The sequence below is a fragment of the Streptomyces sp. NPDC007346 genome, assembly GCF_040703535.1.
Taxonomy (GTDB): Bacteria; Actinomycetota; Actinomycetes; order Streptomycetales; family Streptomycetaceae; genus Streptomyces.
Genome location: NZ_JBEYKR010000142.1, coordinates 1 through 18,186, shown reverse-complemented (window position 1 = coordinate 18,186; position 18,186 = coordinate 1). Strand labels below are relative to the sequence as shown.

The window sequence follows — 18,186 nt, the reverse complement described above, 5'->3', positions numbered from 1 at the left end:
GCGTGGTGATGACTAACTGCGACGATCACCAGCACCTGGTGGTGGGCGGTGTCGAGCAGGTGCCCCTGCTCGGGCCCCTCGGGCGTGTGCGCGTCGAACGCCTCACCTTCGGCCCCCCTCGTCCGCCGCCCGGTCGGTGAACCACTGCTCGATCTCGCGCCGCTCGGCCTTCGCGGCGGCCAGGTCCGCGTCGGTGACGGGGCCGTACCCGCCCTCGAGGAGCGAGGTCGGCCCCGGCCCGTTCACCCCGTCCGGTGAAGCCCCCGGCTTCAGAGCAGCTGGGCCGTGACCTCGCACCGCTTGACCTCGGAGACCCGGCGGGGGCTCTCCATCCGCACGGTGAGGTTGCGTACGTCGCCGGCGTCGAGCGTCGTCGTGGTCTCGGCGGTGTCGACGGTGTTCCCGCGGGCGTCGAGGAAGGTCACGTCGACCTCGTACGTGTGCGAGCGGGTGTCGTTGGACCGCAGCTCGATCACGGACGCGGTGACCGCCTTGCGCTTGCCCTTGCCGGGCTGGGTGCAGCGGATCACCCGGACGGCGGGGTCGTCGGACGCGGTGGGCGTCGGGGTTCCGTAGGAACCGGACGAGCCGGACGAGGAGTTGTCGCCGTAGTCATCGTCGTCGTAGTCGGTGTGACGGTAACCGCTGTTGCTCTTCTTGGAGTTGGAGCAGCCGCCGCCCGAACTGCCGCTTCCTTTGCTCTTGCTGCCCTTGCCTCCGCTGGTGGAGGTCGAGAATCCGGTGAGCGCGAGCACCACCACGACCAGGACCGCCGCGAGCTTCATCTGTCGCCGCATCATGGACGCAGCCCCCCTTGTTGTCGTTCCCTGTTGTCGTTCCTCGTGCTGCCGTGCCACAGCATGCCGGATGGAGCCCGTCTGTAGGTCATGGCCCTGTCACGGTCCGGTCATGGTCTGCGGGCCGGGGCATCCGCGCGGCGGCCGGGTGCGTCCGGGGGGGCGGGGCGGGGGCGTCCGCGTGGCGGGGGGGGCGTCCGCGTGGCGAGGGTGATCGTCCCGGCGTAGCGTCGTCCGTGCGGGGGGTGTTCGCCGTACGCCGTTGGAGGCTGACGATGATCCGCAACATCCTCGGCTCACTCGTCGCCCTGGCCGGGGCGGCTTCCGCCGTGCTGAGCCCGTTCCGCGACTGGTACGAGGGGCGGGCGGGGCAGGACTACCGGGTGCGGGACCTCTTCGGCGGTATCACGGACACCGGGTCGGGTGTGCTGGTCTCGATCCTGCTGCCGTTCCTCGTCGCGGCGGTGCTGGTGATCGTGGGGGTGGTGCTGCGGTCCCGGCTCGTGGTCGCGTTCGCGGGGCTCGTGGTGCTGGGCTTCACGGTCCTGTGGATGGTCCGCCAGGGGCAGGCGGCGGGGTCGCTCACGGTGGGCGGGGACGGGGCGGGGCTACAGGTGGGGGTCGCGAACGCGGCTGCGGGCGGGGTGCTGATGCTGATCGGGGCGTTGCTGATGTCGGGGCGGGGTCGGGGGCGTCGTGTCCGGCGGGCCGGGGAGCGGGAGTCGGAGCCGGAGCCGTACGGTGCGCCTGGGCCGGATCAGGTGGACACCTGGCCGCCCACGCAGGAGCCGGGGATGTCCACGCAGACGTCGCCGTGGCCGGAGCCGGAGGTGGACCCGTACACGGGGCCCGACCCCCATGACCCCCATGGCGCCCACGACGCCCGTACGCGGTCGTATCCGCAGGCGCCGCCGGAGCGGGGGGCCGTGGGCCCTGAGGACCCCCGGGATCCGGTGCATCCGCCGCACCGGCCGCCGGAGGGGTGACGGTCACCCGGTCGGGGGTTCCGTCCTCAAGCGCCGGACGGGCTGGGATTCCGGGGCGCTGGCCCCGCCCGAGCTGACCGGTCCCCCTGTCAACGGTTCCGTCCTCAAACGCCGGACGGGCTGGGATTCCAGGGCGTCGGCCCCGCCCGAGCAGACCGGCCACCCCGTCAACGGTTCCGTCCTCAAACGCCGGACGGGCTGGGATTCCGGGGCGCCAGCCCCGCCCGAGCAGACCGGTCCCCCCGTCAACGGTTCCGTCCTCAAACGCCGGACGGGCTGGGGTGTCCGCCGGACGGGCTGGAGAGTCCGCCAAGCACGCTGAGGTGCCCGCCGCGCAAGCTGGGGAATCCGCCGGACGGGCTGGGGAGACCACCGAGCGGGCGGGGGTGCCCACCGCGCGGCCTGGGGAGTCCGCCCGGCGGGCCGGAGAGTCCACCGCGCGGGTGGGAGAGTCCGCCGCGTGGGCCGGAGTGTCCGCCGGACGCCCCCCGGCCGTGGTCAGGTTCTGGCGCGGCTCCCCGTGCCTGTGCCCTTCAGGGCGTCCAGTGCGTAGACGCAGCGGTCCTTGCTGCATGCGTAGACCACGCCCGCCTCCGCCACCGGGGAGCCCGTGATCTCGCCGCCCGTCGCCAGCTTCCAGCGGAGCTGGCCGCCTGCCGCGTCCAGGGTGTAGAGCACGTGGTCCGCCGAGCCGAAGTGGACCCGGCCGTCGGCCACGACCGGGGAGCCGACCACGTCGCCGCCCGCCGCGAAGCGCCACTTCGGGGTGCCGGTGACCGCGTCCAGGGTGTAGAGCGCGCTGCCGCTGCCCACGTGGACGTTGCCCACCGCGACCAGCACCGGTTCGATGGAGGAGCGGGCCTCTGTGGCGATGCGCCAGCGGTCCTTGCCGGTCGTCGCGTCGAGCGCGTACACCGTACCCAGGTAGTCCGCGAGGTAGACCCCGCCGCCGGTCACCGCCGGGCCCGGTGCGAACGCGGGCGGGGAGAGGAAGACCGCCGGGGACTCGAAGTGCCAGCGCACCCGTCCGGAGACCGTGTCCACGGCCAGTACCCGGGTGCCCGCCGCGATGTAGACGTAGCCGTCGGGGGCCGGGGTCACCCGGACCGGGACGCCGCCGCAGGAGGCCGCGTCGCCGATCGGGTACGACCAGCGCTCCAGGCCCGTACGGGCGTCCAGCGCGCGCAGCCGGGCGTCCTGCCAGACGTAGACCGTGCCGTCGTGGATGACCGGCGCGGCCTCCGCCGTCTCGAAGTCGCTCTGGACCCCGGTGATCTCCCACAGCTTGTCGCCGTTGGACGCCTCCCACCCCTGGACGCCGCCGCCCCGGGTCGCGGTCAGCACCGTGCCCCGGTCGGCCTTGAGCGCGTACACCCAGGCGTCGGTCCGCAGCCGCCACTGCTCGGCGCCGGTCGCCGCGTCCAGGGCGTACAGGGACGGGCCGTCCGAGGCGTGGATGCGGCCGCCCTCGACGGCCATCGCCCAGGCCACGTCCCGGGTCTTGAACTGGCGCCGCCCGTTGCCGACGTCCAGCGCGTGGATCTCGAAGGACGTCACGTACAGCAGGTCGCCGGAGACCACGGGCGTCCCCCACACGTCGTTGGACATGCGGAAGCGCCAGGGCCGCCAGCGGTCCGGCGCGGCGGGCACGTCCGGAGCGGGTCCGGGAGCCGGTACGGGCGCGGTGGGCGCCGTGGACGTCCCGGCCGAGCCGTTCAGCCCGGCGGGCGGGCGGACCCAGCCCGTCGCGGCGGCCGGGTGCGCGGCGGCGGCGCCCCGCCCCTCCCCCGCACGCGGCCCAGGGCCGATCGGCGCCTTCGCCCCGGGCAGGTGGACGGGGCCCCCGTCGGGCGAGGGCGCCGGGACCGACACCGGCGCGGGCGAGGAGCGCGGGGAGGGCGAGCGCAGGTCGCCGCCGCTGCGCCAGTCGGGGTCCCGCCCCGGGGAGCGGTCCGGCGCGCGCGGGGGCTGCGGGGGGCGCGGCGGGGGCGCGGAAGGCGGGGGCGGGGCGGGGCGGCCGCCTCCCCGGCGCCGTTCGATCATGGCCGTGGCGGTGGCCGGCAGCCAGGCCGACGCCGTACCGCTGTCGTCGCCGCCGGAGGCGAAGAGGTGCGGGGCGAGCTGGGCCTGGAGGTCGGCGGGGCTGGGCCGCTGGACGGCGTCCATCTGCATGCACGACTCGATCAGCGGCCGCAGGTCGTCCGGCAGCCCCTCCAGGTCGGGCCCCTCGCGCAGCAGCATGAACACCGTCTCGACCGGGTTGGCCCCGTGGAAGGGGGCGTGGCCGGTGGCGGCGAAGACGAGCGTGGAGCCCAGCGAGAAGATGTCGCTGGCCCCGGTGACGCTGCGCGAGTCGCGGGCCTGCTCGGGCGACATGTAGGCGGGGGTGCCGACGGCGACGTTCGTCATGGTCAGGCGGGTGTTGGAGACGCCGGACGCGATGCCGAAGTCGATGACCCGGGGGCCGTCCTCGACGACGAGCACGTTGGAGGGCTTCAGGTCGCGGTGGACGAGCCCGGCGCCGTGGATGGACTGGAGGGCCTCGGCGATGCCGGCGGCCAGCCAGCGCACGGCCTGGGTCGGCATGGGGCCGCACTCGTTCACTATTTCCTCGAGCGAGGGTGCGGGCACATAGGCGGTGGCCAGCCACGGCACGGCGGCGCGCGGGTCGGCGTCGACCACGGCGGCGGTGTAGAACCCGCTGACCGCGCGGGCGGCCTCCACCTCGCGCGTGAAGCGGACCCGGAAGAGCTGGTCCTCGGCGAGCTCGGTCCGTACCGTCTTGATCGCCACCCGGCGGCCCGACGCCGACCGGGCGAGATAGACCAGCCCCATGCCGCCGGCCCCGAGCCGTCCCAGCACCTCGAACGGGCCGATCCGTCTCGGGTCGTGCTGCGTCAGCTGCTCCATCACGTGCCTGCCACCTCCCCGTACGGACCTCGGCGACGAAGCCCGCGAATTACCACCCGTTGCCGCCCGGGGCGATTCCCGGCCTGCGCGGCGTCTCACCGCTGGGCACCACCTGGCGGTGCGCCCCCTGATTCTTCCTGGCTCGGGCGCCGGTTGCGAACCCGGGGGCGGAAGTGGGTGTCTCATGCCACTTCGGCTGATTCTCGCCCACACCGGTACGCCCCACCGGTACGCGGCGGGTCAGGGAAGCAGCTCGCTCGGCTGGAGCACGGCGAAAAGTGCACCCTGGTCGTCGTGGAGGACCGCCATCCGCCCGTACGGGATGTCGAAGGGCGGCGCTGAGACACGGCCGCCGAGCTGTACGGCGAGTTCGGCCGCCGCGTCGCAGTCGCCGACGGCGAAGTAGGTGAGGAAGTAGCTGGGCATCTCGGCGGGGAACGCGTCCGTGATGACGCTACGGCCGCCGATGGCGGTGTCCGGGCCGGGTTCGCTGCCCTCGGGCGTCCACATCCGGAAGTCGACCAGCGCCTCGGCGTCGTCGGAGACGTCGTCGCCCGCCTCGTCCAGGTCGGTGCCCCGGAAGCCGAAGACCTTCTCGTAGAAGGGGTCCACCCGGTCCGGCTGCCGGGTGTGGACCTCGGTCCAGCAGAAGGAGCCGGGTTCGTTCTGCTTCTCGAACCCCGCGCGCCCCTCGGGCTGCCAGAGGCCGAAGACCGCGCCCCCGGGGTCGGCCGCCTGCGCCACGATCCCGGCCTGTCCGGCCCGTACGGGGTCGGTGATGATCTGGCCGCCGTGTTCGCGGATCGCGGCGACGGTGGCCCGGATGTCGTCGGTGGCGAAGTAGACGCCCCAGGCCGTGGGCATCCGCCCGTCCTTCTTGGCGGCGAGGGCGGCGACGAGCCTGCCGTCGCTCAGGGCGTCCGCGAAGGGCATGCCGTCGCCCGCGCGGAAGGTCCAGCCGAAGAGACCGCCGTAGAAGCGCTTGCCCGCTTCGAGGTCGGAGAGCTGCACGTCCACCCAGCACGGCGCCGAGTGCGCGAATGCGGCCATGGGGCCCGGTCCTTCCGTTGCAGTGACGCCCGTCACAGTCAACGTAACGTCACGCCCGGTCCCGCGCGCCCCGGCGGAGGCCGAACGCACGCACCGCGCACCCGTCGAAACGCCCCCGGAGGGAACATCTGCCCGGATGGTGAAGGGCTGGGCACCGTGTGGACGAAAGTTGTCCACCGAAGTTGTCCACAGGCTGTTGATAACACTATTGCTTGGCGACGACGACTGCTCGCGCGGCTGGAAACAGGCCCCGGACCGGAGGCCCGTACACACCCCCACCACCGTGGCCGAAAACATTCGCCGCACACCCCCACACCCCCGCAGTCCTGCGGCGTTCCCCATTTGCAGTCGGCCGAATCGCGCTCCCATCACCCCTCGGTAAGCTGACGGCATGACAGGACAAGTACGTACCGTCGACGGCCGAGTGGCCGGTCGACGCGGTCAGGCGACGCGGCAGAAGCTGCTCGACTGCCTCAGCGAGATGCTCAGCTCCTCGCCGTACCGGGACGTCAAAGTCATCGACGTCGCCCGGAAGGCCGGGACTTCACCCGCGACTTTCTACCAATACTTCCCCGATGTGGAGGGCGCCGTCCTCGAGATCGCCGAGGAAGTCGCCAAGGAGGGCGCCGGACTGACCGAACTGGTCACCGAACGCCCCTGGGTCGGCAAGGCCGGCTGGCAGGCGGCCGAGGAACTCGTCGAAGGGTTCCTCGACTTCTGGCGCCGCAACGACGCGATCCTCCGCGTGATCGACCTCGGTGCCGCCGAAGGGGACAAACGGTTCTACAAGATCCGCATGAAGATCCTCAGCTCGGTCACCAACTCCCTCACCGAGTCGGTCAAGGAGCTCCAGGCCAAGGGCAAGGTCGACAAGGACGTCAGCGCCGCCGCGATGGCGGGCTCCCTGGTCACGATGCTGGCCGCGGTCGCCTCGCACCAGAAGGGGTTCACCACCTGGGGTGTGAAGCAGGCCGAACTGCGCCCGAACCTGGCGCTGTTGGTGCACCTCGGCATCACCGGCAAGAAGCCCACCAGGTAAGCCCGCCGGCACGCACGTCCTGTCTCACCGACGGCGGACCACCACGCACCCTGCCGGTGGTCCGCCGTCGGTGTTCCCGGACACGCTTCCGGCGTCGCCCGCAGTGCTCCCGGACGCGCTTCTGGTATCGCCAGCATGGGCAGCGCGGGCAGCGCGGGCAGCGCGGGCAGCCGCTGCGGCTCCAGCACGTCGTTGTGGTACGGACGGGGCCCGTGCGGTCCAATGGCCACCATGAGCGACCCCACCCCGCACCGCCCCTTCGCCGGTCTCCTGCACGCCCAGCGTGTCTGGGACACCGAGCTGCCGTCCTTCGACCCGGCGACCGCCCCGGCCGCCCCCGTGCCCCTCTTCCACACCTGGTTCGCCGAGGCCGTGGCCGCCGGGCAGGTGGAGCCGCACGCGATGTCACTGGCCACGGCGGACGCCGACGGCCTCCCCGACGTACGCACCCTGCTCCTGCACGACGCCGACGAGCGCGGCTTCCACTTCGCGAGCCACGCCACCAGCGCCAAGGGCCACCAGCTCGCCGCCCGCCCGTACGCCGCGCTCGGCTTCTACTGGCCCGCGCAGGGGCGCCAGGTACGGGTCCGGGGAGCCGTCACCCGCTGCACCCCGGCCGAGAGCCACGCCGACCTGCACGCCCGGTCCACCGGGGCCCTCGCCGCCGCCCTGACCGGGACCCAGAGCGAGGTCGTGGACTCGGTGGGCGCCCTCCACCGGGCGGCCGACGCGGCCTGGGAGCGGGCCCAGGCGGAACCGGACGCCGAGGCTCCGACCTGGACCCGGTACGTGGTCGAGCCGGCCGAGGCCGAGTTCTTCCAGGGCGACGCCCGCCGCCGCCACCTCCGCCTGCGCTACCGCCGTACGGAAACCGGAACCTGGACCCGCGAACTGCTCTGGCCCTGAGACTCGGCGGCACCGAGGCACGGAGACGCCGAGGCCCGGAGGCGGCGGAGGCCCGGAGGCGGCGGAGGCCCGGAGGCGGCGGAAGCCCGGAGGCGGCGGAAGCCCGGAGGCGGCGAGACCTGGAGGCACCGACGTACTCAGCCGCCCGCACAGCGCCCCCTTACTCGGTTGCGACAAGAAAGGGGCACTATGGGAGGAAGGCGAACCGTTGGGAGGCACCGATGCCACGAGCCCGTTCGCGCTATGCCCCGGACCGGGGCCTGACCAGTCGCATGGTCACCACCATGTTCCTGATCGGCCTGCTGTACGTCGTCTTCGTCGGCGTGCTCCTCGCGGCCCTGCGCGGTTCCTGGCCGATCATCCTGGTCATCACGGGCGGCCTGTTCATCGCCCAGTTCTGGTTCAGCGACCGCATCGCGGCGTACGGCATGGGCGCCCGCGAGGTCACCCCCGAGCAGGCCCCCGAGCTGCACGGCACCATCGACCGGATCTGCGCGCTGGCGGACATGCCGAAACCCAAGGTGGCCATCGCCGAGAGCGACGTACCGAACGCGTTCGCCACCGGCCGCAGCGAGAAGACCGCCCTCGTCTGCGCCACGACGGGCCTGCTGCGCAGACTGGAGCCCGAGGAGCTGGAGGGCGTCCTCGCCCACGAGATGTCGCACGTCGCCCACCGGGACGTCGCCGTCATGACGATCGCCTCGTTCCTCGGCGTCCTGGCGGGCATCATCACGCGCATCGCCCTGTGGGGCGGCTTCGCGCGCAGCCGGCCCGGCAACGACCCGGCCGGCATCCTGCTCCTGCTCATCCCGCTGATCAGCGCCGTCGTGTACGCGATCAGCTTCCTGCTCACCCGGCTGCTCTCCCGCTACCGCGAGCTCTCCGCCGACCGCGCCGCCGCCCTCCTCACCGGCAGACCCTCCGCCCTCGCCTCGGCCCTGACGAAGGTCAGCGGGCAGATGGCCCGCATCCCGACCGAGGACCTGCGCAAGGCGGAGCCGTACAACGCGTTCTACTTCATGCCCGCGTTCTCCTCGAAGGAGTCCCTGGGCCGGCTGTTCTCCTCGCACCCGACGCTGGAACAGCGCCTGGACCAGCTGTCCCGCATCTCCACCGACCTGTCCCGCTGAGCCACCTCAAGGAGTTACGTCCGTGGGCCTGCTCGACGCCATCCTCGGCCGCAGCAAACCCGTCCGCCCCGACCTCGACCAGCTCTTCGCCGTCCCCTCGGCCGCCCTCACCCTCCAGGCCGCCACCGGCTTCACGCCGACCGGCCTGGGCTCGGTCTGCTTCGCGGGGGTGGAGGGCGGCGGTTTCGCCCGCCTCCAGGAGGACGTGCGGGAGCTGCTGGACGCGGACACGGAGCGCGGCGGCATCCCGGTGGAGTTCAGCCGGGACCCGTACGGCTACACCTGGCTCCTCGCCGAGCACCCGGCCGACGACACGGCGGCCCTGGTCAACGACCTGCACGCGGTGAACACCCTGCTCCAGGACGGCGGCTTCGGCCCGCACCTGCTCTGCTCGCTGATCGGCTTCCGGGACGCGGAGGGCGCCGACGGCGCCGAGGGCCGGTCGCTGGCGCTGGTCTACCTCTACAAGCGCGGCACGTTCTACCCGTTCGCCCCGCTCCCCGGCGACGCCGAGAAGCGGGACAACCAACTGGAGCTCCAGGTGCGGAGCGCCCTCGGCGACGACCTCCGGGTGGAGAAGGACCTCTCCCGGTGGTTCCCGGTGTGGGGGGCGCCGGGGCTGTGATCAGCCGGTGACGGTGGCCGTCGCGGTCGCGTGGTCCAGGAACGCGGTCCAGGCGGCCGGGGCGACCCCGAAGGTGGGCCCGTCGGTGACCTTGGAGTCGCGGACGTGGACGGTGTGGGGGCAGGTGGGGACCTCTACACAGGCCGCGCCCTCGTTGCTGCTGTGGCTGGACTTGTGCCAGTTGTAGCCGACCTCGACGCAGGCCTCGCCTTCATTGCCGCTGTAGCTGGACTTGCGCCAGTCGTAAGCGACTTCGATGCACTCGCCGCCCTCGTTGTTGCTGTAACTGGACTTGAACCAGAACAGTTCGGGCCCGGTTTTCACAGTTCTGCCACCTTCTTCTCGATGAACTCGGCAGACTCCCAGGGGTTGAGCGCCTGCGCACGCAGGGTGCCGAAGAGGTCGAAAAGGTCGCTGACCCGTTCGGGCTTGGAAATCAACGTAGCGCCCCCTTGCCCTTCCTGGTACACGAGGGGGCGGCCTTCCTCCGTGGCCATCAGCTTCATCGGCCCGTTCAGACCGGCGTGCGTATGGCGGCGGGTCGGCATCACTTGCAGCGTCAGGTGGTTCATCGTCCGCATGCACTCCAGCAGGTGCCGGAGCTGCTCTTTGAGCACCGCGTCGCCGCCGAGCGGACGCTCCAGGACCGCTTCCTCGATGACGTACCCCACGCGTGGCGGTGTCTTCCGGTACAGCACCGCGCCACGTTCCATCCGGGCTTCGACGTGCCGGACGATCTCCTGCTCCGTGTACGCCGGTACTCGCGCCTCATACAGTGCCCGCGCGTACGCCTCGGTCTGGAGCAATCCCGGGATGACCATCGTCTCGTACGCACTGATGACGCGTGCCAGACGTTCCAGCCGTACCCAGTCCAGGATCTTCGCGGGGTACTTCTCCTCATCCACCAGCTCGCAGCACGCCTCCAGCGCGCCGTCCGCCCCGAACGCCTGCTCGGCGTCCATCAGCAGGTCGCGCGAGGGAATGCGTTCCGCCCGCTCGACCGCTCCCATCAGGGATTCCGAGATCAGCAGCACATCCGCCGCCGTCTTCTGCGTGTGCCCGGCCCGTACCCGGTGGATACGGATCAGCTCTCCCACGAGCCGCCGCCCGTGCGTCGCTTCACTACTCGTCCCCACAGCCGTCCCGCCCTCCTCACATCGCATCGATGTGGTCCGTGTCCTGCTGGTCACGCTACGCAGCCGGGGGAATGCTCGTAGCCATGACGAGCAAGAAACACCCCGAATGGGTACCCACCGCCGGGCACCAACTGCACCTCACCGGAATTCACTTCGACGCCATCCGGCTCCGGGGCGTGCGAGGCGAGGCCGTGCTCCAGCATCTGGCCACCCTGACGGAGGACGAGCCGGGGCCGGTGGTGCGGGAGATGGCGGGGGCGCGGTGGACGTACTTCCTGATCCCGCCGGGCACGAGCGACGGGTACGACTGGCCGCCGGGCGCGAAGTGCTTCGGGCCGGCCGCGCGCGACCAGTGGGTGGGCATCCCGGCCCCGGACGGCAACACGTATCCGCTGAGCTGGCGGTACGGGGCGCCGGAGGAGGACGAGTTCGTGGACCCGGAGCTGCTGCACGGGCTGGTGCTGGCCCAGCTGGCCCCGGCGGCGGAGGGCGGGTGACCCGAGGGGCGCCTCGGCCTGCGGGGCGGAGGAGCGGTGCGGCCGTCCCGCCGCCCCGCTAGCTCCGCCGCCTGCGGCCCAGCAGCCACGCCAGGTAGACCCCGCCCAGCGCGCCGGTCACCACCCCCACCGGCAGCGGGCCCGCCGTCGGCAGTGTGACGGCGACCAGGTCGGAGGCGGAGAGCAGCAGGGCGCCCATCGCGGCGGCGGGCAGCAGCCCCGTTCCCGTACCCCGGCTGAGGCGGCGGGCCAACTGCGGTGCGCACAGGGCCACGAACACGATCGGCCCGGCGACCGAGACCGCCACCGCGCTGAGCCCGACCGCGATCAGGAGGACGAGGGCGCGGGTGCGGCCGGCCGGGATGCCCAGGCCGCCCGCCGCCTCGTCGCCCATCTCCAGCAGGTCCAGGCGGCGGACCGTGGGCAGGGCGGCCAGCAGGAGGGCGGCCAGGGCGAGGGCGGCGGGGAGGATCTGGTGGCGTTCGGTGGAGCCGAGGCTGCCGATCAGCCAGAGCTGGGCCGACTGGGCGTGGTCCAGGGCGGCCCGGGTGAGCAGGTACGCGTTGACCGAGGCCAGCAGTGAACCGACCGCGATCCCGGCGAGGATCAGCCGGTTGCCCCGGAACGAGCCGCGCCGGGCGAGGAGTTGGACGACCACCGCCGTGGCCAGGCCGCCGCCCGCCGCCCCGGCCGCCACGTACGCCGCGTCGCCGTGCAGCAGGACCAGCAACGCGCCTGTCGCCGCACCGGAGTTGAAGCCCACGATGTCCGGGCTGCCGAGCGGGTTGCGGGAGAGCTGCTGGAACAGCGCCCCGGCCCCGCCGAGCGCCGCGCCCACCACGAGCCCGAGGGCCACCCGGGGCAGCCGCAGCTCCAGCACCACGAACGCGGCCTGCTCCGAACCCGCGCCCAGCAGCGCGCCCAGCACCTCGGCGGGCGGTACGAGACCGTCCCGGGTCAGCGCGAGGGCGCCGCTGCCCGCCGCGAGGAGGGCCAGCAGGAGCGTGACGGCGAGGGGTCGGGGGCGTACGCGCAGGGAGAGGCGGCCGGGGGTGAGGCGCAGGGTGCGGTGGCCGGGGCCCCGGTCCCCTGCGGCCACGGGCCTGCCGGCAGCGCTCATGCCGTCGCCACCGCCTTCCGGGAGGCGGACCGCCGGCCCCGGCCGATGAGCCAGATCAGTACGGGCGCGCCCACGAACGCCGTCACGATGCCCACCTGGATCTCGGCGGGGCGCGCGACGACCCGGCCCACGATGTCCGCGACGAGCAGCAGGCCCGCGCCGATGAGGACGGCGTACGGCATCAGGCGGCGGTGGTCGGGGCCGGTGAGCAGGCGGGCCACGTGCGGGGCGACCAGGCCGATGAAGCCGACCGGGCCGATGGCGGCGGTGGCCGCGCCGCTGAGGAGCACCGTGGCGAGCGTGCCGAGCAGCCGTACGCGTCCGGGGGCGACGCCCAGCGCGCGGCCCGCCTCGTCGCCGAGCGCGAAGGCGTCGAGGGCGGGCGCGACGGTGAGCGCGAGCGCCGCACCGAGGAGGAGGAACGGCAACACCTCCCACAGCACCGGGAGTTCGCGGCCCGCCAACGTTCCGACGGACCAGATGCGCAGGGTCCCGTACGCGTCGGCGTCCAGCACCCCGAGCCCGCTGACCACCGCCCCCAGCACGGCGGTGACGGCCACCCCCGCGAGCACGAGCCCTTCGGGGGTGCCGCGCCCCGCGCCCCGGCCGCCGAGGAGGTACACGACCACCACCGCCACGGCCGCCCCGAGGAGCGCCCACCAGACGACGGCCTGGAGCGAGCGCGTACCGAGCAGCACGGTCGCGGCGACCACCGCGCAGGCGGCCCCGGTGTTGACGCCGAGGATGCCCGGGTCGGCCAGGGGATTACGGGTCATGCCCTGCATCACCGCCCCCGCCAGGCCCAGCGCCGCCCCGGCCGTGACGGCGAGCAGCGTGCGCGGCACCCGGACCTCCCGGACGAGCGAGGCGTGCGGGGCGTCGGGGTCGAACAGCGCGGCCAGCACCTCGGCCGGAGGCACGGGCCGCGCGCCCACGGCGAGGCCGCCGGCCACGGCGAGGGCCAGGAGGAGCAGCCCCGCCGTGAGCCCGGCGGCGTACCGCGTGCGTGAGGCGCCCGTCGCGGCGCGCTTCGGCTTCGTACGGCTCACGTCTGTCTCGGCCTCGGCCTCGTACGGACCACCGTCAGCCGAAGGCCTTCTCGATCTTGTCGATCAGGTTGCCCGCGCTGTAGTAGTCCAGCCGGAAGGTGTCCAGGCCGAGGTCGTACACGCGCTTGTCCTCGACGGCGGGCAGGTCCTTCCAGACCGGGCGCGCGGTGGCGGCGGTGATCTCCTCGGGGGTGTGGCTGACGAAGAGGAGCGAGCTGTCCTTCGCGGTGTCGGCCACCTTCTCCTGGCTGAACTCGGCGAAGTCCGAACGGCCGCCCTGCGTCTGGCCCTTGCCGGCGGGCGGTTCGAGGACGGTGAAGCCGAGCGAGGTGAGCAGCCGGCCCTGGGCGGACTCGGGGGTGAAGACGGTCATCGCGGACTGGTTGTCGCGGACGAGCGCGGCGGGCTGCTTCGGCACGGTGATGGCGGCCTTGACCTCGCCGACCCGCTTGTCGTGGGCGGCGACGACCTCGCTCGCGCGCTCCTCCAGGCCGAGATCCTTGCCGAGGCGGGCGGTCAGGTCCTGCCAGGAGACGTCGTCGTGGCGGTAGAGGAGGGTGGGGGCGACGACGGAGAGCTTGTCGTAGAACTTCTCGGCGTTCTCCGCGCCGGAGGAGGCGCCGACGATGAGGTCCGGCTTCAGCGCGAGGACTTTCTCCACGTCGGGCTCGAAGCCCTGGTAGGCGACCTTGACGCTGTTCTCGGCCGCGGCGTCGGACCACTGGGAGAAGAAGCCCTGCTGGTCGGTGATGACCGAGGGCGGGGTGGCCTGGGAGGCGATGACCGGGGCGTCGAGCGCGAGCAGGTGGCCGGTCATGGTGACGCTGACCGAGACGATGCGCTTCGGCTGGGCGGGCACCTTCTCGGCGGTTCCGGCGTCGTGCTCGACGGAGCGGGTGGCGGTGGCCGCCTTGTCTCCGCCCCGGTCGCCCTTGGCGCTCGCGTCGGCCGCGTCCGCCGCGTCGCTTCCGCCTCCGCAGGCGGTGAGCGCGAGGAGTCCGGCGGCGAGCACCGCCGCGCTCCTGACCCCGGCCCGGAGCCCCGGGAACCCGCCGCGACCGGTCGCCGTCCGGGCCAACTGTCTGCCGTCCATGTCCGTCCCACCCCTTCGACCGCCTGGTGGGCGCGCGGCACCGCACCGCGCGACGGCCCCCCGTGGTCACCTCACACTCAACGAAGCAAGGTTAGCCTTACCTTATCGATGACGCGGTGGGGCGAATGGCACGCAACCACCGCATCACGCCCCCCGTGATCAATTCGCAATCGATTCCCCCCTTGACCGAGACCCATCAACAGAGGGGGCGATTACGCTCCGAACCATGCCCAACAGCCCGTCCCCCACAGGCAGTACCGACGCCGTCGCCCTCACCGACCGTACGGACGACCGCCCCGTCTACGTCATCGGCGGCGGCCCCGGAGGCCTCGCCGCCGCTGCCGCGCTCCGCGCCCGGGGCGTACGGGCGGTGGTCCTGGAGAAGGCGGACCGGGTCGGCGCCTCCTGGCGCGGCCACTACGACCGGCTGCGCCTGCACACCACACGGCGCTGGTCGGCGCTGCCGGGGCTGAAGATGCCGCGCGGGTTCGGGCGGTGGGTGAGCCGGGACGACCTCGTCCGGTACCTGGAGAAGTACACCGAGCACCACGAGCTGGAAGTGGTGACGGGCGTCGAGGTGACCCGGATCGACCCGCACCCCGACGGCTCGGGCGACTGGCAGCTCACCGCCACGGGCGGGCGCGTCCTGCGGGGCCGCGCGGTCGTCGTCGCCACGGGGTTCAACCACACGCCGCGCGTGCCGGATTGGCCGGGGCGCGACACGTTCACCGGCGAGCTGCTGCACGCGGCCCATTACCGCGCCCCGGCCCCGTACGCCGACAAGGACGTCCTGGTCGTCGGCGTCGGCAACACGGGGGCGGAGATCGCGGCGGACCTGGCGGAGGGCGGGGCCTCACGGGTACGGATCGCGGTGCGCACCGCCCCGCACATCGTGCGCCGCTCCACGGCGGGCTGGCCGGCCCAGGCGACCGGCATCCTGGTCCGCCGGCTGCCGGTGTGGCTCGTGGACCGGGCGGGGGCCGTGATGGCGCGGATCGCCGTACCGGACCTCTCCGCGCAGGGGCTGCCACGGCCGGAGGCGGGCCTGTACTCGCGGGTCCGTCAGGGGGCGATCCCGGTGCAGAACGTGGGGCTGATCGACGCGGTGAAGGCCGGCCGGGTGACGCCCGTGGCGACCGTCGCCTCGTTCGACCAGGACGCGGTGGTGCTGGCCGACGGCACCCGCCTCACCCCGGACGCCGTGATAGCCGCGACCGGCTACGCCCGTGCCCTGGAGCCGATGCTCGGCCACCTGGACGTGCTGGACGCGCGGGGCCGCCCGGTCGCCCACGGCGGCCGCACCCCGAAGCAGGCCCCGGGCCTCTACTTCACCGGATTCACCAACCCGATCAGCGGGATGCTCCGCGAACTGGCCCTGGACGCGGGGAAGATCGCCAAGAGGGTGGCGCGGGCGCACTGAGGCCCCGGCCTCCCGGGCGGGGCCCGGCGCGTCCTGCGTGCTTCTGCCTATCGTGACGCCATGGACGTGTTCGACGAGCTGTTGCGGGGCGTGCGGGGCAAGGGTGCGGTGTTCGGGCGGTCGGTGCTGTGGCCGCCGTGGTCCCTGCGCTTCACGGACGGGGCCTACCTGACGCTGTGCCTGCCGATGCGGGGGGCCGGCTGGCTCGTGCCGGAGGGCGGGGAGCCGCTGCGGCTGGCTTTCGGGGAGGCCGCGATCGTACGGGGGCCGGCGCCGTTCACCTTCACCGACGACCCGGCGAACGGTACGGGGGCGGGGGCGCGGGAGGTCCGCTGGGAGGACGAGGCGGCCCCCTCGTCGGGCCACGGCCCCGAACTGGACGGGCCCACCGTGCTGTTGGCCGCCGCCTACGACGTACGGGCCGAGGTCCCCAGGCGGCTGCTCCAGGCCCTTCCGCCGGCCCTCGTCGTGCCCGACGAGGACGACTGCGGGCCGCTGCGCGACTACCTGGTGGCGCAGATCGGGGGCGCGCGGCCCGGCCACCAGATCGTGCTGGACCGGCTGCTGGACTGGATGCTCGTGTGCACCCTGCGGGACTGGTTCGACCGCCCGGAGGCCGAGCCGCCGGGGTGGTACGGAGCCCTCGGCGACGAGGTCGCGGGCCCCGCGCTGCGGGCGATGCACGAGGACCCGGCGCACCCCTGGACCACGGCGGAGCTGGCGGCCCGCGCCGGGGTGTCGCGGACGACCCTGGCGAAGCGGTTCACGGAGCTGGTCGGGGACGGCCCCGTGGCGTACCTGACCGAGTGGCGCATGACCCTCGCCGCCGACCTGCTGACCCGCCCGGAGCTGACGGTGGCGGCGGTGGCCCGACGGGTCGGCTACGCGGACGCGTTCGGCTTCAGCGCGGCGTTCAAACGACTCCGGGGCGAGAGCCCGAGCGCGTACCGCCAGGGGTCCGGCGCGGGCGGGGCCGCACCGGGGCGGACGGCACCGGCTTCGGCTTCGGCTTCGGCTCCGGCGGGGTGAGGGCGGGGTGGGGTGAGGGCGCGGCGGACGGGTCGGCGGCCGTCGGGCCGTGGCGGGGTGAGGGCGCGGGCGGGTGAGGGCGCGGGCGGGTGAGGGCGCGGCGGACGGGCCGGCGGCTGTCGGGCCGTGGCGGGGTGAGGGTGGAGGCCGTGGTGGAGCGCGGCCCGCTCAGCTCCAGGCCAACTCCGCCCGCTGAGAGGCCCGCTCAGCCCCAGATCCCTCCGCCCACGACTCGCTCAGCCCCAGGCGCCCTCCCCCTGCGGTCCGCTCAGCCCCAGGCGCCCTCCGCCGCCGCGTCCTGGAAGACGTCGGCGACATCGCGCGCGGGGCGGCCCAGGGCGCGGCGTACGCCGTCCTTCAGCGGGGCCTCCCGGCTCGTGCGGATCGGGTCCAGCGCGGCGGTCCAGAGCCCGGCCTCCACCTCCGACATGCCCTGCGCGACCAGCCCGTCCCGGAATGCGGCCTCCTCGACCGGGGCGTAGGAGGCGCGGGCACCGCCGGTCGCCTTCGCGATCTCGTCCAGGACGTCGGCGACGCCCAGCGCGCGGGGGCCCGACAGCTCGTACACCTGGCCGTCGTGGCCGTCCTCGGTGAGCGCCGCCACCGCCACCGCCGCGATGTCCTCCGTGTCCACGTACGCGGCCCTGCCGTCCCCGACGGGGAGGGCCAGTTCGCCGGCGCGTACGCCGTCGAGGAAGACGCCCTCGCTGAAGTTCTGGGCGAACCAGCCGGGGCGCAGGATCGTCCAGGCCAGGCCGGAGGAGCGCACGGCCTCCTCGCCCCGGAGGTGCGGGCCTCCGTCGAGGGCCGAGTCGCCGAAGTAGCCCGGCACGTCCACGCCCCGGGCCGAGAGCAGCACCAGCCGTCGCACCCCGGCGGCGACGGCCTGCTCGACGAAGGCGGGCGTCGGGGAGGGCTCGGTGTCCAGCGGGACGATGTAGACGGCGGCGGCCCCCTCCAGGGCGGGCGCCCAGGTGGCCGGGGACTCCCAGTCGAACGGGGTCTGCCCGGACCGGGAGGCCGCCCGGGTCTCCACCCCCAGCTCACGGAGGCGGGCCACCACCCGGCGGCCGGTCTTGCCGGTGCCACCGAGCACCAGGACGGGGGACTGGGCGGGCGATGCGTCGTACGTCTGTGTCATGGATCAAGCCTCGCCCCGCCGCCCGCGCCCCGCCATGGCTCAGCGTCCGGGAGGGATGTCCGCCCGTCCGGCATCTGGGGTCCAGCATTCGGGGCTCGGCGCCCGGGACCCAGCGCCCGGAGTCCGGCGCCTGAAGCCCGTCGCCCGTCGCCCGTGGAGGGGGAACACGGTTGAGGCCCGGATCCACTGGATCCGGGCCTCAACCTTCAGTAGCGGGGACAGGATTTGAACCTGCGACCTCTGGGTTATGAGCCCAGC

18 protein-coding genes are annotated in these 18,186 nt (G+C 73.7%); 8 read left to right on the top strand and 10 right to left on the bottom strand.

The features are described from left to right. Positions 1–102: 102 nt before the first annotated feature. Both AB0917_RS27875 and AB0917_RS27870 read right to left on the bottom strand, forming a co-directional pair. A complete protein-coding gene (locus tag AB0917_RS27875) occupies positions 103–246 on the bottom strand; it encodes a hypothetical protein (protein WP_366822435.1) in 144 nt (47 codons plus the stop codon). A gap of 23 nt (positions 247–269) precedes the next feature. After that, on the bottom strand, positions 270–800 hold the full coding sequence (locus AB0917_RS27870) for a hypothetical protein (protein ID WP_366822434.1): 531 nt from the start codon (positions 798–800) through the stop codon (positions 270–272). A 272-nt stretch (positions 801–1,072) separates the two neighbouring features. On the opposite strand from AB0917_RS27870, the gene AB0917_RS27865 reads away from it, so the two are divergent. Continuing rightward, on the top strand, positions 1,073–1,783 hold the full coding sequence (locus AB0917_RS27865) for a hypothetical protein (RefSeq protein ID WP_366822433.1): 711 nt from the start codon (positions 1,073–1,075) through the stop codon (positions 1,781–1,783). 498 nt (positions 1,784–2,281) lie between these two features. Here AB0917_RS27865 and AB0917_RS27860 read toward each other — a convergent pair whose 3' ends face one another. Then, positions 2,282–4,693, bottom strand: a complete 2,412-nt coding sequence (locus AB0917_RS27860) for a PQQ-binding-like beta-propeller repeat protein (protein WP_366822432.1) — start codon at positions 4,691–4,693, stop codon at positions 2,282–2,284. Between the two features lie 240 nt (positions 4,694–4,933). Beyond that, entirely contained in the window at positions 4,934–5,743 is an 810-nt protein-coding gene (locus AB0917_RS27855; RefSeq protein ID WP_366822431.1) for a VOC family protein, read from the bottom strand. Between the two features lie 391 nt (positions 5,744–6,134). Here AB0917_RS27855 and AB0917_RS27850 point away from each other — a divergent pair, with 391 nt between their 5' ends. The 4 genes from AB0917_RS27850 to AB0917_RS27835 all read left to right on the top strand — a co-directional run bounded on the left by AB0917_RS27850 (position 6,135) and on the right by AB0917_RS27835 (position 9,443). Then, positions 6,135–6,782 (top strand): TetR family transcriptional regulator, encoded by a 648-nt coding sequence (locus tag AB0917_RS27850; protein WP_366822430.1) that lies wholly within the window; start codon positions 6,135–6,137, stop codon positions 6,780–6,782. 222 nt (positions 6,783–7,004) lie between these two features. Continuing rightward, on the top strand, positions 7,005–7,688 hold the full coding sequence (locus AB0917_RS27845) for a pyridoxal 5'-phosphate synthase (RefSeq protein ID WP_366822429.1): 684 nt from the start codon (positions 7,005–7,007) through the stop codon (positions 7,686–7,688). A gap of 221 nt (positions 7,689–7,909) precedes the next feature. After that, positions 7,910–8,818 (top strand): zinc metalloprotease HtpX, encoded by a 909-nt coding sequence (gene htpX, locus AB0917_RS27840; RefSeq protein WP_366822428.1) that lies wholly within the window; start codon positions 7,910–7,912, stop codon positions 8,816–8,818. Between the two features lie 22 nt (positions 8,819–8,840). Beyond that, on the top strand, positions 8,841–9,443 hold the full coding sequence (locus AB0917_RS27835) for a hypothetical protein (RefSeq protein WP_366822427.1): 603 nt from the start codon (positions 8,841–8,843) through the stop codon (positions 9,441–9,443). Here AB0917_RS27835 and AB0917_RS27830 read toward each other — a convergent pair whose 3' ends face one another. After that, positions 9,444–9,767, bottom strand: a complete 324-nt coding sequence (locus tag AB0917_RS27830; RefSeq protein ID WP_366822426.1) for a DUF397 domain-containing protein — start codon at positions 9,765–9,767, stop codon at positions 9,444–9,446. Further along, positions 9,764–10,606: a helix-turn-helix transcriptional regulator gene (locus AB0917_RS27825; RefSeq protein WP_366822425.1), complete on the bottom strand. Its 843-nt coding sequence runs from the start codon at positions 10,604–10,606 to the stop codon at positions 9,764–9,766. The genes AB0917_RS27830 and AB0917_RS27825 overlap by 4 nt, the downstream gene beginning before the upstream one ends. Before the next feature lie 56 nt (positions 10,607–10,662). Here AB0917_RS27825 and AB0917_RS27820 point away from each other — a divergent pair, with 56 nt between their 5' ends. Beyond that, on the top strand, positions 10,663–11,076 hold the full coding sequence (locus AB0917_RS27820; protein WP_366822424.1) for a hypothetical protein: 414 nt from the start codon (positions 10,663–10,665) through the stop codon (positions 11,074–11,076). Positions 11,077–11,134: 58 nt separating this feature from the next. Here AB0917_RS27820 and AB0917_RS27815 read toward each other — a convergent pair whose 3' ends face one another. The 3 genes from AB0917_RS27815 to fepB are packed head-to-tail and all read right to left on the bottom strand — an operon-like array spanning position 11,135 to position 14,338. Beyond that, complete coding sequence (locus tag AB0917_RS27815) at positions 11,135–12,196, bottom strand: iron chelate uptake ABC transporter family permease subunit (protein WP_366822423.1); 1,062 nt, start codon at positions 12,194–12,196, stop codon at positions 11,135–11,137. After that, on the bottom strand, positions 12,193–13,245 hold the full coding sequence (locus AB0917_RS27810; RefSeq protein ID WP_366822422.1) for an iron ABC transporter permease: 1,053 nt from the start codon (positions 13,243–13,245) through the stop codon (positions 12,193–12,195). The genes AB0917_RS27815 and AB0917_RS27810 overlap by 4 nt, the downstream gene beginning before the upstream one ends. Positions 13,246–13,279: 34 nt before the next feature. Further along, a complete protein-coding gene (gene fepB, locus AB0917_RS27805) occupies positions 13,280–14,338 on the bottom strand; it encodes a Fe2+-enterobactin ABC transporter substrate-binding protein (protein ID WP_366822421.1) in 1,059 nt (352 codons plus the stop codon). A gap of 226 nt (positions 14,339–14,564) precedes the next feature. On the opposite strand from fepB, the gene AB0917_RS27800 reads away from it, so the two are divergent. Together AB0917_RS27800 and AB0917_RS27795 are read left to right on the top strand one after the other, a co-directional pair. Beyond that, positions 14,565–15,758 carry an NAD(P)/FAD-dependent oxidoreductase gene (locus AB0917_RS27800; protein WP_366822420.1) on the top strand — a complete coding sequence of 398 codons (1,194 nt, stop codon included), beginning with the start codon at positions 14,565–14,567 and terminating at the stop codon, positions 15,756–15,758. A 60-nt stretch (positions 15,759–15,818) separates the two neighbouring features. Next, positions 15,819–16,787: an AraC family transcriptional regulator gene (locus AB0917_RS27795; protein WP_366822419.1), complete on the top strand. Its 969-nt coding sequence runs from the start codon at positions 15,819–15,821 to the stop codon at positions 16,785–16,787. A 268-nt stretch (positions 16,788–17,055) separates the two neighbouring features. Here AB0917_RS27795 and AB0917_RS27790 read toward each other — a convergent pair whose 3' ends face one another. Beyond that, the gene (locus AB0917_RS27790; protein WP_366822418.1) at positions 17,056–17,928 is read right to left on the bottom strand and encodes an NAD(P)H-binding protein; all 873 of its coding nucleotides are present in this window, start codon (positions 17,926–17,928) and stop codon (positions 17,056–17,058) included. Positions 17,929–18,186: the final 258 nt, after the last annotated feature.

Excerpts from the sequence above, each read along its gene's own strand:
- AB0917_RS27870 (WP_366822434.1), bottom strand. The coding sequence starts at position 800 with ATGATGCGGCGACAGATGAAGCTCGCGGCGGTCCTGGTCGTGGTGGTG.
- AB0917_RS27865 (WP_366822433.1), top strand. The coding sequence starts at position 1,073 with ATGATCCGCAACATCCTCGGCTCACTCGTCGCCCTGGCCGGGGCGGCT.
- AB0917_RS27860 (WP_366822432.1), bottom strand. The coding sequence starts at position 4,693 with ATGGAGCAGCTGACGCAGCACGACCCGAGACGGATCGGCCCGTTCGAG.
- AB0917_RS27855 (WP_366822431.1), bottom strand. The coding sequence starts at position 5,743 with ATGGCCGCATTCGCGCACTCGGCGCCGTGCTGGGTGGACGTGCAGCTC.
- AB0917_RS27850 (WP_366822430.1), top strand. The coding sequence starts at position 6,135 with ATGACAGGACAAGTACGTACCGTCGACGGCCGAGTGGCCGGTCGACGC.
- AB0917_RS27845 (WP_366822429.1), top strand. The coding sequence starts at position 7,005 with ATGGCCACCATGAGCGACCCCACCCCGCACCGCCCCTTCGCCGGTCTC.
- htpX (WP_366822428.1), top strand. The coding sequence starts at position 7,910 with ATGCCACGAGCCCGTTCGCGCTATGCCCCGGACCGGGGCCTGACCAGT.
- AB0917_RS27825 (WP_366822425.1), bottom strand. The coding sequence starts at position 10,606 with ATGCGATGTGAGGAGGGCGGGACGGCTGTGGGGACGAGTAGTGAAGCG.
- AB0917_RS27820 (WP_366822424.1), top strand. The coding sequence starts at position 10,663 with ATGACGAGCAAGAAACACCCCGAATGGGTACCCACCGCCGGGCACCAA.
- AB0917_RS27815 (WP_366822423.1), bottom strand. The coding sequence starts at position 12,196 with ATGAGCGCTGCCGGCAGGCCCGTGGCCGCAGGGGACCGGGGCCCCGGC.
- fepB (WP_366822421.1), bottom strand. The coding sequence starts at position 14,338 with ATGGACGGCAGACAGTTGGCCCGGACGGCGACCGGTCGCGGCGGGTTC.
- AB0917_RS27800 (WP_366822420.1), top strand. The coding sequence starts at position 14,565 with ATGCCCAACAGCCCGTCCCCCACAGGCAGTACCGACGCCGTCGCCCTC.
- AB0917_RS27795 (WP_366822419.1), top strand. The coding sequence starts at position 15,819 with ATGGACGTGTTCGACGAGCTGTTGCGGGGCGTGCGGGGCAAGGGTGCG.
- AB0917_RS27790 (WP_366822418.1), bottom strand. The coding sequence starts at position 17,928 with ATGACACAGACGTACGACGCATCGCCCGCCCAGTCCCCCGTCCTGGTG.